This is a genomic window from Kitasatospora sp. NPDC001683, assembly GCF_053596495.1.
On record NZ_JBSFGK010000138.1, the window covers coordinates 1 to 15090 of the forward strand.

At 72.9% G+C, this 15090-nt stretch carries 15 protein-coding genes; 5 read left to right on the forward strand and 10 right to left on the reverse strand.

The features are described 5' to 3' along the window. Positions 1–173: 173 nt before the first annotated feature. The 3 genes from ACWCYO_RS37630 to ACWCYO_RS37640 all read right to left on the reverse strand — a co-directional run bounded on the left by ACWCYO_RS37630 (position 174) and on the right by ACWCYO_RS37640 (position 2092). Entirely contained in the window at positions 174–971 is a 798-nt protein-coding gene (locus ACWCYO_RS37630) for a DUF3710 domain-containing protein (protein WP_270143541.1), read from the reverse strand. A gap of 69 nt (positions 972–1040) precedes the next feature. After that, positions 1041–1508 (reverse strand): dUTP diphosphatase, encoded by a 468-nt coding sequence (dut, locus tag ACWCYO_RS37635; protein ID WP_270143543.1) that lies wholly within the window; start codon positions 1506–1508, stop codon positions 1041–1043. Next, a complete protein-coding gene (locus ACWCYO_RS37640) occupies positions 1505–2092 on the reverse strand; it encodes a PaaI family thioesterase (RefSeq protein ID WP_270150956.1) in 588 nt (195 codons plus the stop codon). Before ACWCYO_RS37640 ends, dut begins: the two co-directional genes overlap by 4 nt. A gap of 135 nt (positions 2093–2227) precedes the next feature. Between ACWCYO_RS37640 and ACWCYO_RS37645 the strand changes: the two genes are divergently transcribed. Further along, entirely contained in the window at positions 2228–2677 is a 450-nt protein-coding gene (locus ACWCYO_RS37645; protein WP_396238979.1) for a DUF3093 domain-containing protein, read from the forward strand. Between the two features lie 227 nt (positions 2678–2904). Here ACWCYO_RS37645 and ACWCYO_RS37650 read toward each other — a convergent pair whose 3' ends face one another. The 4 genes from ACWCYO_RS37650 to ACWCYO_RS37665 form a co-directional block, all read right to left on the reverse strand. Further along, positions 2905–3204 carry a DUF4193 domain-containing protein gene (locus ACWCYO_RS37650; RefSeq protein WP_030285479.1) on the reverse strand — a complete coding sequence of 100 codons (300 nt, stop codon included), beginning with the start codon at positions 3202–3204 and terminating at the stop codon, positions 2905–2907. A 506-nt stretch (positions 3205–3710) separates the two neighbouring features. Beyond that, a complete protein-coding gene (locus ACWCYO_RS37655) occupies positions 3711–4694 on the reverse strand; it encodes an acyl-ACP desaturase (RefSeq protein ID WP_270143549.1) in 984 nt (327 codons plus the stop codon). Between the two features lie 265 nt (positions 4695–4959). Then, the gene (locus ACWCYO_RS37660; RefSeq protein ID WP_270143551.1) at positions 4960–6264 is read right to left on the reverse strand and encodes a sensor histidine kinase; all 1305 of its coding nucleotides are present in this window, start codon (positions 6262–6264) and stop codon (positions 4960–4962) included. 148 nt (positions 6265–6412) lie between these two features. Beyond that, a complete protein-coding gene (locus ACWCYO_RS37665) occupies positions 6413–7066 on the reverse strand; it encodes a response regulator transcription factor (RefSeq protein ID WP_030285473.1) in 654 nt (217 codons plus the stop codon). Positions 7067–7510: 444 nt separating this feature from the next. On the opposite strand from ACWCYO_RS37665, the gene ACWCYO_RS37670 reads away from it, so the two are divergent. Further along, complete coding sequence (locus ACWCYO_RS37670; protein WP_270143554.1) at positions 7511–7696, forward strand: hypothetical protein; 186 nt, start codon at positions 7511–7513, stop codon at positions 7694–7696. Positions 7697–7818: 122 nt separating this feature from the next. On the opposite strand, the gene ACWCYO_RS37675 is transcribed toward ACWCYO_RS37670, so the two are convergent. Beyond that, complete coding sequence (locus ACWCYO_RS37675) at positions 7819–8637, reverse strand: inositol monophosphatase family protein (RefSeq protein WP_449786729.1); 819 nt, start codon at positions 8635–8637, stop codon at positions 7819–7821. A gap of 18 nt (positions 8638–8655) precedes the next feature. Next, positions 8656–9798 (reverse strand): ferrochelatase, encoded by a 1143-nt coding sequence (locus ACWCYO_RS37680; protein ID WP_449786730.1) that lies wholly within the window; start codon positions 9796–9798, stop codon positions 8656–8658. Positions 9799–9928: 130 nt separating this feature from the next. Between ACWCYO_RS37680 and ACWCYO_RS37685 the strand changes: the two genes are divergently transcribed. Together ACWCYO_RS37685 and ACWCYO_RS37690 are read left to right on the forward strand one after the other, a co-directional pair. Then, positions 9929–11185, forward strand: a complete 1257-nt coding sequence (locus ACWCYO_RS37685) for an MFS transporter (RefSeq protein ID WP_270143558.1) — start codon at positions 9929–9931, stop codon at positions 11183–11185. Between the two features lie 87 nt (positions 11186–11272). Then, complete coding sequence (locus tag ACWCYO_RS37690; RefSeq protein ID WP_270143559.1) at positions 11273–12589, forward strand: D-arabinono-1,4-lactone oxidase; 1317 nt, start codon at positions 11273–11275, stop codon at positions 12587–12589. Here the strand turns inward: ACWCYO_RS37690 and ACWCYO_RS37695 are convergent. Then, positions 12586–13455 carry a hypothetical protein gene (locus ACWCYO_RS37695; protein ID WP_449786731.1) on the reverse strand — a complete coding sequence of 290 codons (870 nt, stop codon included), beginning with the start codon at positions 13453–13455 and terminating at the stop codon, positions 12586–12588. The genes ACWCYO_RS37690 and ACWCYO_RS37695 overlap by 4 nt on opposite strands. A 516-nt stretch (positions 13456–13971) precedes the next feature. On the opposite strand from ACWCYO_RS37695, the gene sepH reads away from it, so the two are divergent. Continuing rightward, the gene (gene sepH, locus ACWCYO_RS37700) at positions 13972–15051 is read left to right on the forward strand and encodes a septation protein SepH (RefSeq protein ID WP_078656954.1); all 1080 of its coding nucleotides are present in this window, start codon (positions 13972–13974) and stop codon (positions 15049–15051) included. The last annotated feature ends 39 nt before the right edge of the window (positions 15052–15090 follow it).

The following is a 15090-nucleotide window of genomic DNA, read 5'->3' on the forward strand; positions in this document are numbered from 1 at the left end:
GCCAGACGCTGGTGACCCGGCCGAGCTGGTCGTCCGCGGCGACTCCGGAACTGTACGGGTACCGGCCCGCCACATGCAAATCGCCTCCGCCCGGGGCTCCGGACGGAGGCGATGCGAGGCGATGCGAGGCGATGCGAGGCGATGCGAGGCGATGCGACGCGCCGCGCTGCGGGTCAGCGGACCTCGGTGATCTCCGGGCCGCGGGCGAACGGGTCGAGCGAGCCGTAGCGGCTCTCGCCCTCGCCGGCGGCGGCAGCCGCCCCACCACCGTCGGCAACCATCTGGGCATCCTCGGGAAGCTTCAGCACGATCGGGTCGCGCGGAGCCATCGGGCTCTCGCCGCGCACGACGACGGTCTGCCGGAAGACCTGCTCCAGGATGCCGGCCATCTCGGGCTGCACGGCGGCCTGGCCCGAGATCACACCGCGCAGGAACCAGCGCGGGCCGTCGCACCCGACGAAGCGCACCAGCTGCACGCCCTGGGTGCCGTCCGGGAGCTGCACCGGGACCTGGGCGCGGAGGTGCCAGCCGAGCGGGCCTTCCTCCTCCTCGACGAGGCCGCCCTGCGAGGTGATGCCGTTGGCGATCTCCTCGCGGACCTCTCCCCAGATGCCCTCCGACTTCGGGGCCGCGAAGGCCTGGAGCTGGATGGCGCTGTTGCCGAGCACGAGGGTCGCCGCGACGATCGCGTCACCGGCGACCTCGACCCGCAGCTCCATGCCCTCGACACCGGGAACCAGCAGACCCCCGAGGTCGACTCGTCCCTCCTCCGGGGTCTCCAGCTCACTGTGGTCCCACGGGCCGTCCGGCCGCGGGGCCGGCGGCAGGCCGACCTTGTCGGCCGGGTCCAGCTCGGTCACGTTCTCGCTCTCGGCGGAACCTTCGACGTCATCGGCCGTCTCGTCGGCGCTGATGGCGTCGTCGGCGAGCTGCTCGACAGCGTCCTCGCTCTTCTGGCGACGACGGAACACGGTCACTGTCCTTCCCGGTCCAAGACCGATGCGAATACCTGCTCGGCTTCCTGCGAGGCCGCGGGAATGCTAGACCGCGGCGTGGCCACCGGTCGACCCGAACCCGCCCTCGGCGCGTGCCGACCCAGGCAGCTCGGCCACCTCGTGGAAGCGGGCCTTCTCGACCTGCTGGATGACCAGCTGGGCGATCCGGTCCCCTCGGCGGAAGCTGACCCCCTCGCGCGGGTCCAGATTGACGACGATCACCTTGATCTCTCCACGGTACCCGGCATCGACCGTCCCCGGGGCGTTCACGAGGGCAACTCCGCAACGAGCTGCCAGCCCGGAGCGCGGGTGGACGAAGGCCGCGTAGCCGTCGGGGAGCGCGATGGCGACGCCGGTGGGGAGCACCGCCCGCTCTCCGGGGGCCAGCTCGGCGTCGACGGTGGTCCGCAGGTCGGCACCGGCGTCCCCGGGCTGCGCGTACTCGGGCAGCGGCAGCTCGGGGTCGATGCGCCTGATCAGGACGTCCAGCCGCGGGCGGGGGGTCTCGCTCAAGGGTTCACCTCAAAGGCTCGTGCGCGCTTCATCAGATCAGGGTCGTCGAGGACCTTCTCGATGTCCTCGGGACGACCGTGCGTGGTGAAGTGTTCCAGCTTCACCTGGATGAAGAGCGCCCGAGCCCGCACGGCGACCGGTCCGTCCGGGCCGCCGATCCGTGCCTCGGCGGCGCTGTAGATCTTGCGGCCGTGCACTCCGGTGATCCAGGCGCGCAGGTGCAGCACCGAGTCGACGGGCACCGGGCTGAGGAAGTCGGTCTCCAGCCGGCCGGTCACGGCGGGTGCGTGCAGCAGCCAGTTGAGCGTGCCGAGGGTCTCGTCCATCGCCGTGGTCAACAGGCCGCCGTGGGCCAGCCCGGGGCCGCCCTGGTGGACGTCCCGGACGGTGAGCTCGGCCGTGACGTCCAGGCCCTCGCCGGCGACCGCGTCGATCCGCAGGCCGCCGGGGTGCTGGGGGCCGCAGCCGAAGCAGTGCTCGTAGTGGGAGCCGAGGCGGGTGCCGGGGGCGGGCGCCTGGGGATGGCGCTCCGGGAGCACGGCGTCCGGCGGCGGCGTGGTCGGGGTGGTCGGGGTCGGCGGCAGCACGGGCGCCGACCGGTCGGTGGGGGTGGTGGGGGTCGTCGTACCGGTCACGGCTCGCAGCCTACCCAGCGGTAGCAAAGCCTCCCGTGGGGGTGGCGTCCCGCGCCGGGCGTCAGGGCGCCCACAATGGAGGGCATGTACGACGAACGCCTCACGGTGCCGCGCTCCTGGTGGCTGCTCCCGGTCGCAGTCGGTCTGACCCTCGCGCTGATCCTGATCCGGGTCAGCGGTCTTGCCGCGCTGGTCGGCCTGGTGGTCGGCATCGCCGCCGGCGCGGTGGCGATCAGCAGCTACGGCTCGGCCCGGATCCGGGTGGTGCAGGGCTCGCTGGTGGCCGGACCGGCCCGGATCCCGGTGGACGCGCTGGGCGCCGCGCAGGCGCTGAGCCCCGCCGAGGCCGCGGCCTGGCGCGGTCCGAAGGCCGATCCGCGCGCCTTCATGCTGCTGCGCAGCTACGTCCCGACCGCGCTGCGGGTCGAGGTGAGCGACCCGGCCGACCCGACGCCCTACCTCTATCTGTCGACCCGCTCGCCGATGAAGCTGGCCGAGGCGCTGGAGGAGGCCCGGCGCGGCGCCCGCACGTAGGCGCGCCCACAGGGCCCCGAAAAGACCGAGAGGGACGGTTCCGCTGCTGCGGGACCGTCCCTACGACTTCGTCCTGGCCGACGCACGGCCGGCCGACTCCGTCCTCCCGGGTCCGCCCTTCAGGACGGTCCGCGGACCTGCCGTCCGGCCCCGCTGCCCGGGGCCGGAAGGAGCGTTGTGCCGGTCCCGCGGGAGCCACGGGTGCCTGGCGCTGTCCGCTGCGGTGCTCAGGCGCCGCAGTCCCGGCAGATCGGGTTGCCGTTCTTCTCGCTGTAGAGCTGGCTGCGGTGGTGGACCAGGAAGCAGCTCATGCAGGTGAACTCGTCGGCCTGCTTCGGCAGCACCCGAACCGCGAGCTCCTCGTTCGAGAGGTCGGCGCCGGGGAGCTCCATGCCCTCGGCGGCGTCGAACTCGTCGACGTCGACCGAGCTGCCGCCCTTGTCGTTCCGACGAGCCTTGAGCTCCTCGATGCTGTCCTCGTTGAGCTCGTCGTCGGTCTTGCGTGGGGTGTCGTAGTCGGTTGCCATTTTTCGCTCTCCCCCTCCGGGTTGTGCGGTGTGTGCGGTATCTCCAGCGCACGTAACGCATGGGGGGTCGGTCTTGTGCCCGACCCGAGGCGGAGATTTTGCCTTACTTCAAGCCCCGTTACTCAATCGACACTCAGCCAGGGCTCCGTTGGGGTGATCCTTCGGGGCGCGGAAGGCCTCACGCTGGGCCATCGTCGACCGACCATGTGCCCGTCCTTCCGGCGACTCACAGTGAGCGGGAGCCGTACCGGCGTCCGCGAAATCCCTTGCCCACCAGGGAGGCCGACCAATCCTGCGGTTCGCCCGCAGACCGGATTCCGATCACGGACGGCGATCGGCACCCCGAACGGGTGATCACTCTCCGGGGTTGCTCGACATCAAGGAGCGACACGGTGTGAGCTTGGTCACATTCAGAATCTTCCGGGGCAAATCACGGAAAATCCACCCACTCCGCCCCCCTGGATCGGGGGGCGCGACCACTCGGCGGGAGCGCCCCCGCAGGCGCCTCAGCCGGCGTTCCGGCGGGCCTCCCGGCGCGCCAGGATCGCCGCCTGGCGCTCCTCGAACTTGCGCGCCTGCGCGTCCAGCCCGTCCAGGAAGACGCCCAGCTCGTTCTGTGCCACCAAGCCCTCCGGGCCGAGACCGCCGAACTCCATCACCCGCAGGTGGCGCAGGACCGGCTGCAGCACGTCGTCGTGGTGGATGCGCAGGTTGTACACCCCGCCGAGGGCGATCTGCGCGGCGGCGCGCTCGAAACCGGGGATCCCGTGGCCGGGCATCCGGAAGTTGGTGACCACGTCGGCGATGGCGCGCATGGCCTGGTCCGGGGCGATCTCCAGGGCGGCCTTCAGCAGGTTCCGGTAGAAGACCATGTGCAGGTTCTCGTCGTTGGCGATCTTCGCCAGCAGCTGGTCGCACAGCGGGTCGCCGGCGAACTTGCCGGTGTTGCGGTGCGAGATGCGGGTGGCCAGCTCCTGGAAGGCCACGTACGCGACCGAGTGCAGCATGCTGTGCGCGTTGTCGGACTCGAAGCCCTCCGACATGTGGTTCATCCGGGCCCGCTCCAGCTCCACCGGGTCGACGGCCCGGGTGGCGAGCAGGAAGTCGCGGATGGCTATCCCGTGCCGGCCCTCCTCGGCGGTCCAGCGGTGCACCCAGGTGCCCCAGGCGCCCTCGCGGCCGAACATGGTCGCGATCTCGTGGTGGTAGCTGGGGAGGTTGTCCTCGGTCAGCAGGTTGACGACCAGCGACACCCGGCCGAGCGGGGTCACCTTCGACTGCTCGACGTCCCACGCCTCGCCGCCCAGCACGCCGTCGAAGTCGCGGCCCTGGCTCCACGGGACGAACTCGTGCGGCATCCACTCCTTGGCCACGCCCAGGTGGCGGTTGAGCTCCTTCTCCACGACCTCTTCGAGGGCCAGGATCAGTCGCGTGTCGGTCCAGCCGCTCGATCCGAGCGAGGGGCTGCTCTGCACAGGGGCGATGGTCACGATCGTGCTCCTGGGGGACGGATACGCGCGGGACGGGCGCGTGGGGCGGGCAAGCGTCGTGCGGAGCCGTCGGGGGCAGACCGGCAGACACACTTACGGTTGCGTAGGTTACGACACCGTAAGTTGCTCGGGCCGGAAATGACAAGCCGCCCCCGCCAGGCCTTATGTCGTCTTGACAGGCCTGCCGGGGGCGGCTGGAAACGGTCGCCCACGGAACGCTCCGGCGCCCGGGGCCGTTACCGCGCGGAACGGCGCAGAAGGGTCCTCACGGCGCGGGAATCCGCACCCGCATGGTGAGGCCGCCCCCGGCACGCGGGGTGGCCTCGATGGTGCCGCCGTGGGCCCGCACCACCGAGCGGACGATGGACAGGCCCAGCCCGACCCCCTTGTCGCTGCGGGTGCGGTCGGCGCCCTTGATCCGGCGGAACGGCTCGAAGATGTGCTCCAGCTCGTACCCGGGCACCACCGGGCCGGTGTTGGAGACCACCAGCTCGCCGCCGCCGGGCACCGTGGCGGTGGCCAGCTCGACCCAGCCGCCCGGGGTGTTGTAGCGGACGGCGTTCTGCAGCAGGTTCAACGCGAGCCGCTCCAGCAGCACGCCGTTGCCCGCGACCGCGGCCGGATCGAGCTTCGAACGCAGCTCGACCTCGCGCTTGTCGGCCTCGCCGCGGGTCTGCTCCAGCGCCCTGGTGGCCACCTCGGACAACTCCACCGGGCGGCGGTCGGTGAGCTCGTTCTCGCTGCGGGCGAGCAGCAGCAGGCCCTCCACCAGCTGCTCGCTGCGCTCATTGGTGGCCAGCAGGGTCCTGCCGAGCTGCTGGAGGTCGGGGGAGGCGGCCGGGTCGGAGAGCTGGACCTCCAGCAGGGTGCGGTTGATCGCCAGCGGGGTGCGCAGCTCGTGCGAGGCGTTGGCGACGAAGCGGCGCTGGGAGTCGAAGGAGCGGTCCAGCCGGTCCAGCATGTCGTCGAAGGTGTCGGCGAGCTCCTTGAGCTCGTCGTCCGGCCCGTCCAGCTCGATCCGGCGGTGCAGGTCGGAAGAGGCGACGTCACGGGCGGTGCGGGTGATCCGGCCGAGCGGGCGCAGCACCCGGCCGGCCATCGCGTAGCCGGCCGCGAAGGCGATCACGGCGAGGCAGACGAGCACCGTGAGCAGCTTGCGCAGCAGGGTGTTGAGCGCCTGGCCGGCCTGGAAGGACCGCTGGTCGTTCAGCCACTGGTCGAGCGCGGACTGACTGGTGATGATCTGGTTGTCCGACGTCCGGACGGGGATGCCGTTGAGCAGCAGGTGCGGCTGGCCGACCTGCTGGAGCGACTGCTGGACGAAGAAGTACATCACCAGCAGCAGCACCACGCCGGCCATCAGGAACATCCCGCCGTACAGCAGGGTGAGCCGCATCCGGATGGTGGGGCGGAAGGGCAGCCAGGCGAGCAGGCCGTCGCCGGGGACGTAGGTCTCGGTCTGGCGCGACCGGGCCTGGTGCGGCGGGTGCACGGGCTTGGGCGGGACGGCGCGCGGGCCGCCGGCGGGCGCGCCGGAGGGCCCGCCGGCCGGGCTCGGCGGGGTGGTCATGATGGTCCTCTCGGGCGTCCGCCGGGGGCGGGCGCTGGTACGGCGGGGAATCCTCGGGGGCGGACTCGGCGGATCGGGCTGCAGCGATCGGGTTCCCGGGGGCCGGGCCCCTCTTCGATGCGGAATCCGCCGAGGCGGATTCCGGTGGTCAGATCCGGTAGCCGGAACCGGGCACGGTGACGATCACCGGCGGGTCTCCGAGCTTGCGGCGCAGGGTCATCACGGTGACGCGCACGACGTTGGTGAAAGGGTCGGTGTGCTCGTCCCAGGCCTTCTCCAGGAGCTGCTCGGCCGAGACGACGGCGCCGCCGGCCCGCATCAGCACCTCCAGGACGGCGAACTCCTTGGGGGCGAGCTGGACGGTGCGTCCCTCGCGGATCACCTCGCGCCGGCCGGGGTCGAGCGAGATGCCGGCCCGCTCCAGCACCGGGGGCAGCGGGATGGTCGCCCGGCGGCCCAGCGCCCTTACCCGGGCGACGAGTTCGCTGAAGGCGAACGGCTTCGGAAGGTAGTCGTCGGCGCCGATCTCCAGGCCCTCGACCCGGTCGCTGATGTCGCCGGAGGCGGTCAGCATGATCACCCGGGTGGCCAGGCCCTGTTCGACCACCTTGCGGCAGACGTCGTCGCCGTGCACCAGCGGGAGGTCGCGGTCCAGGACGACCACGTCGTAGTCGTTGACCGCGATGCGCTGGAGCGCGGCCTCCCCGTCGTACACCACGTCGACGGCCATCGCCTCGCGGCGCAGGCCGGTGGCGACGGCCTCGGCAAGCAGCTGCTCGTCCTCGACGACGAGAACCCGCACGGTCGTTGTCCCTTCTCCAGGCCGGCCCCGGAAGCGGACGCACGGCTCCGACGGTGCCTCCATCCTGCCTGGTCCTGCGGTAAAGCAGCGATAAGCTGCCCGACCGGCAAGGGGCCGGCCGCCGCGGCGGTGACCGTTCGTGTCGGGAACGCTCCGCTTGGACTGTGACACGGGCAACTTTCTCCCGTCCGGAGGTTTCCCGGCCCTCGGGGTGGGGAGGACAGCTGCACACCCGCGATCTGGCTGTTGGCCGATCGCACCCACCCGCCGTGCGTTCATCCGCGCCGGCCCTGGGGCTGGGACGTCACCGGGAGCGGCCGAAGGGCCGTCTCCGCGCCCGACCGGAGATCCACCACCCGTCGGCCCGGGCGCATTCACCGGCTGCACCCACCTCGGGGCGGAGAGCGCACGACCGTGCACGTCCGACACAGTAAGGGGGCCCGTATGGACGCCTTCAAGGCCGGAATCCTGCAGCGCATAGCCAACGCCGAGCAGGACCTGCACCGCGCGATCGAGGCCGGGGACGAGTTCCTCGCCGAGGTGGAGCAGTCCGAGCTGGACGACCTCCGTCGTCTCGCCGCCGAGCACGGTGTGGACACCGTGCTGGAGCGCCACCGCTCCGCCGCCTGACCCGACGCCGGTACTCCGGCACCAGCGGCCCTGCGGGGGCCGTGCGAAACCCCAGGCCCTGGCATCCCCCGTGTGCCAGGGCGCTTCGCTTGTGCGAAGCCCTGCCACACGGGGGGCGCGGGTCAGTCCGCCCAGGCGCGCAGCGCGGCCAGCCGCTCCTGCAGCGGCTGGTAGACGCCCGGGGCGGCGGCCACGGTCAGCCCGCCGTCCGGGCCGTGGCCGGGGCGGCCGCCGACCAGGGCACCGGCCTCGGTGGCGATCAGGCAGCCGGCCGCCCGGTCCCAGGGGGCGAGGCCGCGCTCGTAGTAGCCGTCCAGTCGCCCGGCGGCCACGTCGCACAGGTCCACCGCGGCCGCCCCGCCCCGGCGGATGTCCCGCACCTCGGGCATCAGTGCCAGCAGCACCTCGGCCTGGCGCACCCGCACCGGCTGGACGTAGTTGAAGCCGGTGGCGATCAGCGCCTGGCCCCAGGGCGGGGCCGGGCGGACCGAGACCGGGCGGCCGTCGAGGCGGGCGCCCCGGCCCAGTACGGCGTGGAACAGTTCGCCGCGCGCCGGGGCGTACACCACCCCGACGACGGCCCGGCCGTCCAGCTCGGCGGCCACGCTGACCGCCCAGGAGGGCAGCCCGTACAGGTAGTTGACCGTGCCGTCGAGCGGGTCGACGACCCAGCGCACCCCGCTGGTGCCGGGGCGCTCGGCGCCCTCCTCGCCGAGGTAGCCGTCCTCGGGGCGGCGGTCGGCGATCAGGTCCGCGATGAGCTTCTCGGAGGCGAGGTCCATCTCGGTGACCACGTCGACCGGGCTGCTCTTGGTGCCGGCCACGCCGAGGTCGGCGGGGCGCCCGTCGCGCAGCAGGACGCCGGCCTGCCGGGCCGCGTCCAGGGCGACGTCCAGCAGGTCGTCGAGGAGTCCGTCGGCGGGCGGGGCGGTGATGGACACGGGATTCTCCTCCGGAGGTCAGCGCTCGGCGGCGGCCGGGCGGGGGGCGCGCGGGTTGGGGCAGCAGGCCACCGCGCACACGTCGTGGCTGGGGCCCAGTGCGCCGAGCGCGCAGCGGGTCACGCTCTCGCCGCGCTCGGTGGCGGCCCGCTCCAGGACGAGCTCGCGCACCGCGGCGGTGAACCGCGGGTCGGCGCCGACGGTGGCCGCGCGGGCGACCGGCAGGTTCAGTTCGGCGGCCTTGGCGACGGCCTCGGTGTCGAGGTCGTACTTGACCTCCATGTGGTCGGAGACGAAGCCGATCGGGACCATCACCACGGCCGGCGCGCCGTCGGCGTGCTGGGCCTCCAGGTGGTCGCAGATGTCCGGCTCCAGCCACGGGATGTGCGGGGCGCCGCTGCGGCTCTGGAACACCAGCTCCCAGGGCCGGTCGGCCACGCCGGTGCGCTCGGCGACGGCCGCGGCGATCAGCCGGGCCACTTCCAGGTGCTGGGCCACGTACGCGCCGCCGGGCGTGCCGCGGGCCGGGTCGTCCGGGGCGCCGGAGGTCTCGGCCATCGCGTCCGGGATGGAGTGGGTGGTGAAGGCCAGCCGGGCACCGGGGCGGACGGCCTCGGGAAGTTCGGCCAGGGCGGTCACGGTGGCGTCGATCATCGGCTCGACGAAGCCGGGGTGGTTGTAGAAGTGCCGCAGCTTGTCGACGGTCAGCGCCGGGCGGCCGTCCTCGGCGAGGACGGCCAGCGCGTCGGCCAGGTTCTCCCGGTACTGGCGGCAGCCCGAGTATCCGGCGTAGGCGCTGGTGGCGAGCACGGCGATCCGGCGGTGGCCGTCCGCCGCCAGCTCCCGCAGGGTGTCCACCAGGTACGGGGCCCAGTTCCGGTTGCCCCAGTAGACCGGCAGGTCCAGCCCGTGCTCGGCGAAGTCCTTGCGCAGGGCGGCGAGCAGCTCCCGGTTCTGCTCGTTGATCGGGCTGACCCCGCCGAACATGAAGTAGTGCTTGCCCACCTCCTTCAGCCGTTCCTTGGGGATGCCTCGGCCCCGGGTGACGTTCTCCAGGAACGGGACGACGTCCTCGGGGGCCTCGGGGCCACCGAAGGAGAGGAGCAGCAGGGCGTCGTACGGGGCGGCGCCGGAGGGGGAGGGTTTGCGCGCGTCGGACATGGCACCGATCCTGCCACTGAGGGGCCGGGGGCCGACGCCGGGGCCGCGTGGGTGTCCGGAAGATACCGTTTGCCAACGTACGTAAGCTGTGTACGCCAGCCATGTTCCTTACCCCCGCCCCGGAGCTCCCGTGCTGTCCAGCTACCGCCGAATATTCGCCGCCCCAGGCACCCTGGCCTTCTCCTCCGCCGGGTTCGTGGCCCGCCTGCCGATCTCCATGGCCGGCATCGGCATCGTGACCATGCTCTCCCAGCTGACGGGGTCGTACGGGCTGGCGGGTGCGGTCTCGGCCACGATGGCGGTCGCCGCCGCGGCGCTCGGCCCGGCGGTCTCCTGGCTGGTCGACCGCCGCGGGCAGCGCCGCGTCGCCCTCCCGGCCACCGCGCTCACCGTCACCGCCGCGGCCGGGCTCCTGCTCTGCGCCCACTTCCACGCACCGTCCTGGACGCTGTTCCTGTTCGCCGTCGGCCTCGGCGTCATGCCCAGCGCCGGCGCCATGGTCCGCGCCCGCTGGGCCCACCTCTACCGCGACGACGCCGCCAAGCTGCACACCGCGTACTCCTTCGAGGCCGTCGTCGACGAGGTCTGCTTCATCGTCGGCCCGATCCTCGCCATCGGCCTGGCCACCAACGTGTTCCCCGAGTCCGGCGTCCTCGTGGCCGTCATCGCGCTCGCCGCCGGCATCGCCCTGTTCACCGCCCAGCGCCGTACCGAGCCGCCGGTCCATCCGGCCTCGGCCCACGGCGGCGGCAGCGCCATCCTCAACGGCGGTCTGATCGTCCTGGTGCTGACCTTCGTCGCCACCGGCGCGATCTTCGGCTCGGTCGAGATCGTCACCGTCGCCTTCGCCGACGCCCAGGGGCACAAGGGGCTCTCCAGCCTCGTGCTGGCCGTCTGGGCCGTCGGATCCGGCCTGGCCGGCGTCGTCTACGGAGCGCTCAAGCCCAGGAGCCCGCTGTCCACCCGCTTCTTCGTCGGCGTGGTGATGATGGCGCTCAGCATGATCCCCATCCTGCTCGTCGCCTCCACCGTGCACGGCGTCGGCGGACTGGTCGCGGCCGGCGCCGCCCTGCTGATCGCCGGCGTCGCCATCTCCCCCACCCTCATCTCCGCGATGGCCCTGGTCGAACGGCTCGTCCCGGCCGCCAAGCTCACCGAGGGCATGGCCTGGACGACCACCGGGCTCGCCCTCGGCGTGGCCTTCGGCTCCTCGGTCGGCGGCTGGGTGGTCGACGCCTCCGGCGCCTCGGCCGGCTACTGGGTCCCGCTGACCGCCGGTGCCCTCGGGGTGCTCGTCGCACTGACCGGACTCGGCCGGCTGCGCGCCGGAGTCACCGCGAACGAGCAAGCGGAAGCGGTCGAACGACCCGTAGACGCCGAACGGTGAACTGACTAGTCTCTCGCCCTACCCACGGCCCTACCCGCGGGTAGGGCGGCGCCGACCCCGTTCGGCCACGGAGCAGGAGGCAGCGCAATGCCCAGCACCGCGACCCGCACCCGGTGGACCAACTGGGCCGGCAACCAGGGCGCCCAGCCGGCCCGGACCGCCACCCCCGGCACCGCGGAGGAGCTGGCCAGGGAGATCCTGCGCGCCGCCGAACAGGGCCGCAGCGTCAAGGCCGTCGGCTCCGGCCACTCCTTCACCGCGATCGCCTCGCCGGGCGACGGCCTGCTGGTGCGCCCGCACGCGCTCACCGCCGTCCGCGAGATCGACCGCGAGGCCGGCACCATCACCGTCGAGTCCGGCCTCCCGCTGAGCCGCCTCAACCGGATCCTCGCCGCCGAGGGCCTCGCCCTCACCAACATGGGCGACATCGAGGTCCAGACCGTCGCCGGCGCCACCAGCACCGGCACCCACGGCACCGGCCGCGACTCCGGTTCGCTCGCCGCCCAGATCCGCGCCCTGGAGATCGTCCTCGCCGACGGCACCGTCCGGCGCTGCTCCCCCACCGAGAACCCCCGGCTCTTCCAGGGCGCCCGACTCGGCCTCGGCGCCCTCGGCGTGATCACCGCCCTCACCTTCGGCGTCGAACCGGCCTTCCTGCTCACCGCGCACGAGCAGCCGATGGGTTTCGACGAGGTGCTGGAACGCCTCGACGACCTCACCGCCGTCAACGAGCACTTCGAGTTCTACTGGTTCCCGCACACCGACCGCTGCTCCACCAAGCGCAACAACCGCAGCCAGGGCCCGGCCGCCCCGCTGCCCCGGTTCAAGGAGTGGCTGGAGGACGACTTCCTCTCCAACACCGTCTGGGAGGGCGCCTGCCGGGTCGGCCGCCGCTTCCCCGGTTCCATCCCCGCCATCGCCTCGCTCGCCAGCCGCGCCTGGTCCGACCGCAGCTACACCGACACCGCCCACAAGGTGTTCACCAGCCCGCGCAAGGTCCGCTTCGTGGAGATGGAGTACGCCGTCCCGCGCGCTGCCGTCGCCGAGGTGCTGCGCGAGCTGAAGGCCCTGGTCGAACGCTCCGACTGGAAGGTCAGCTTCCCGGTCGAGGTCCGCTTCGCCCCCGCCGACGACCTCTGGCTGTCCACCGCCTCCGGCCGGGACAGCGCCTACATCGCCGTCCACCTCTACCGGGGCACCCGCGACCAGGGCTACTTCACCGGCGTGGAACAGCTGATGACCGCCCATCAGGGCCGCCCGCACTGGGGCAAGCTGCACACCCGCGACGCCGAGTACCTGGCAAGCGTCTACCCGCACTTCGGCGACTTCACGGCGCTGCGCGACGAGGTCGACCCGCAGCGCCTCTTCGGCAACGACTACCTGCGGCGCGTGCTGGGGGCTTAGGGCGCCGGGGTCCCGGCGGCCGGCGGAGCCACCGTCGTGTGCGCCGCGGCGTCGCCCGGCACCGGCTGCCGCGACGTCGCCCCGCCGGTGGGCCTGCCGTCGCCGCCCGCCGACGGGGAGGCGCCGGCCGACGGGCTCGCGCTCGGCACCACCGAGGGGGAGGCGGCGCCGCCGTGCTCGCCGGTGCCGCCGCTCGGGGTCGGGCTCGGCTCCCGGCTCGGCCGGGTGGTCGCCGGGGCCGAGGCGCCGCCGGACGGCGTGGCCTCCGGGCCGCGCCCGCCGCCCCCGGTGGACGGCCGGTCCACCGGAGCGTCCTGCGGGGTGGACGACCTGGGCGTCACCGCACCACCGAAGGACGTCCCGTTGCCGGACTCGCCCTTCACCGTCGCCGACACCGGCTGCCCGGTGGCGAGCTCGAACGCCACGATCGGCGTCATCGCCAGCACGAACACCAGCCCGGACATCGCCGCGTAGGTCTTCCAGCCCCACCGCCGGCGCGCCCGCACCACCGTCGGCTCGTTCCACTCCGAGGTGATCACCGGCGGCCCGGCCGGCTCCCGCGCGGGGTGCTCCGGCTCCGCCGGCACCTGGCGCAGCGCGTTCACGGTCTGGTTCGGCCCGCGGTCCACCGCCTCGCGCAGCTGCTGGCCGGTCCGCTTGAGCAGGTGCTGGAACACCGCGCCGCCGGTGGTGGCCCCGACACTGACCACCGCGGCGCCCATGATCGTGCCGTACACACCGAGTTCGGAGGCGAGCAGCGCGCCCACCACCGCGGCCAACGCACTCGCCGCGACCTGGGCCACACTCAGATCGATCCGCTTGCGCTCCTCCTTGCCGCCCTCCTCGGCGGGGCTCCGCTCCGACATCAACATCCCTCGGTCCGTACGACTCTTACTCGAACAAGCCACTCCATCTTGCCCAAAGAAGGACACAAGGGGTGAAAATGCGGTTCTGCGCGCCCGGATTGTGTGAAGATGATCACCGTTCATCCGGCGGTGGTCCGCCGCTGGGGCGCGCGCTCTTGAGATTCCCGTGAATCGCGGGAGACTTGAGCGGCGAGCCGCCCCTCCGGATGCCACGAATGGAGTACTGTTCGTAAAGCCCGAGCCTTGGGTCGACTTGTCGACTGTGCCTACACCGGCAGCTTGACGAAGAGCCACTGAACGGGCACGCACGGCGACGCCGGTCCCGGATCGTCGCGAACACTCCGCGTGCGAGGACGGCCGGGACACCCAGGCGCGACGTCGACGGATGACGTGGCAAAAAGGCAACCGTGCCACATTGGTGTGCCCGGGCGTATGCCCGACACGCCGGGGAACTCAGCAAGGTTGTGGCCAGTCGCGAGTGGGCAGGCCACACTCAGTACGGGAGCAGCGACGCAGGTGACGTCGGCAGGCACCACCCGGGAGGTAACCGTGCCCGAACTGCGGGTTGTGGCCGTCAGCAACGACGGCACACGGCTGGTGCTCAAGGCTGCCGACAGCACGGAGTACACCCTCCCCATCGACGAGCGGCTGCGCGCCGCCATCCGCGGCGACCGGCCGCGCCTCGGCCAGATCGAGATCGAGGTCGAGAGCCACCTCCGCCCCCGGGACATCCAGGCCCGGATACGAGCCGGTGCCTCCGCTGAGGAGGTCGCCCAGGCCGCCGGCATCTCCGTCGACCGCGTCCGCCGCTTCGAAGGGCCGGTCCTCGCCGAGCGCGCCTTCATGGCCGAGCGCGCCCGCAAGACCGCCATCCGCCGCAACGGCGAGTCCCCCGGACCGCAGCTCGGCGAGGCCGTGGCCGAGCGGCTCGCGCTGCGCGGCGCCGAGAAGGACACCGAGCGCTGGGACTCCTGGCGGCGCGACGACGGCACCTGGGAGGTCATCCTCTCCTACCGTGCCGACGGCGAGGGCCGCAGCGCGTCCTGGACGTACGACCCGCCCCGGCGCCTGGTCCAGCCCAACGACGACGAGGCCCGCGCACTGATCGGCGAGACCGTCGAGCGCGAGGAGGACTCGGTCTTCCCGTTCATCCCGCGGATCGCCCGGCTCCCCCAGGACCGGCCGCCCCGCCCGATGATCGACCGGCCGTCCGCCGACCGCATCATGTCGGCTCGCGAGGTCCGCGAGTCGCGGGAGGCCACCGCCGAGTCCCGGGACTCGCTGACCAGCCTGCTCGACGTCGTCCCCGCCTTCCGCGGTGACCTCGCCGTCGGCGGCCCCACCCCGATCGAACCGGTGCCCGCCGAGGTCACCGAGGAGAGCGAGGAGCCGGCCGCGGCCGCCGCCCCGGCGGTCGGCGCGGGCTCGGCCTACGCCGACATCCTGATGCCGCGCGCCGTCGCCCCGCACCGCGAGCGCCTGGTCGGCACCACCGACCGGCAGGCCGAGGCGGACGGCGTCCGGCCCGGCCGCCGGGCCACCGTGCCCAGCTGGGACGAGATCGTCTTCGGCAGCCGGCGCAAGAAGCAGGAGTAGTCCCCGACGAACGTCGAAGGGGCGGGAGGCCGGGCCTCC